The organism is Thalassospira sp. UBA1131, assembly GCF_002311515.1.
Taxonomy (GTDB): Bacteria; Pseudomonadota; Alphaproteobacteria; order Rhodospirillales; family Thalassospiraceae; genus Thalassospira.
The window spans coordinates 39,103-39,989 of sequence record NZ_DCAO01000004.1 but is presented as its reverse complement, the minus strand read 5'-3'; the positions used below and the strand labels follow the sequence as shown (position 1 = coordinate 39,989).

Annotated in this window: 1 pseudogene; it reads right to left on the bottom strand. The window is 51.9% G+C overall.

The features are described from left to right. Positions 1–797, bottom strand: a pseudogene (locus B3Z49_RS00570) (hypothetical protein); the annotation flags it as partial. Positions 798–887: the final 90 nt, after the last annotated feature.

Genomic DNA, 887 nt, shown 5'->3' with positions numbered 1-887 from the left:
GTCGTGCGGATCAGGCTTGGCCAATGGCGAACGTCCCCTTTGCGATAGGACACGATGTGGAACGTAAAACTCAGATCGTCATAGCGATGGGTTTTACCATCTGATGAATACCATGGTCCCCAGTAACCGGTTTCCGGGTTTTGAATGTCGTCGAGGAAATCGGTAAAGGCCTTGATATAGGCATCATCAAGCGCAATCCCGCGCACATGTTCGCGGGCAAAATTGCGCAGGCGCGGCTTGAAGCATAATTGCGCCAGACAACACAGGACCGATCCCAGTTCATCACGCTTGTTGCGCCCCGTTGCGGCAATATCAGACACCAGAAGATCTTCGAGATAGGCGTGCATTTTCGGTATGGTTGATACCGGCTCAAGAAAATGGAGCGGATGGCGCGGTGCGCGTTTTTCGGTTGCCAGTTCATGCAACCGCACAATGGTCGCATCAAACTTGTGATGAAACTCGGTATATTGCCACCCCCACGATCCATCGATCGATGATTGGCGCGCAACATAGCTTTGATCGGTTTCGGCAAAGCTGCTTTCAAGGCGCGTTACAAGATCATCGAGCCGCGGCCAATAGGCCGTGTAACGTGCAAGCCACTTGGCATAGATATAAAGCTGCTGGGACGCAAGCATAGTGCGGCTATATTCGCTGAACCGGCGCAAAACCCCGGCCATGGCACCAAGATGATCGTTATATCTTTGTACTTTGTCGTGATAGGCACGGTCATAGCGGGCAAAATCCCGCGTAATCACGCATCCGTCAACCGCATGTGCAAGTCCCGATACAGTAGTCATCTATGGTTCCGGCCACCTCGCTTGATCAAGAGAACGGCTGTATGTGATTAGAACCACCTTCTTTGCCCAAAAGATGGCACACATCGAAAA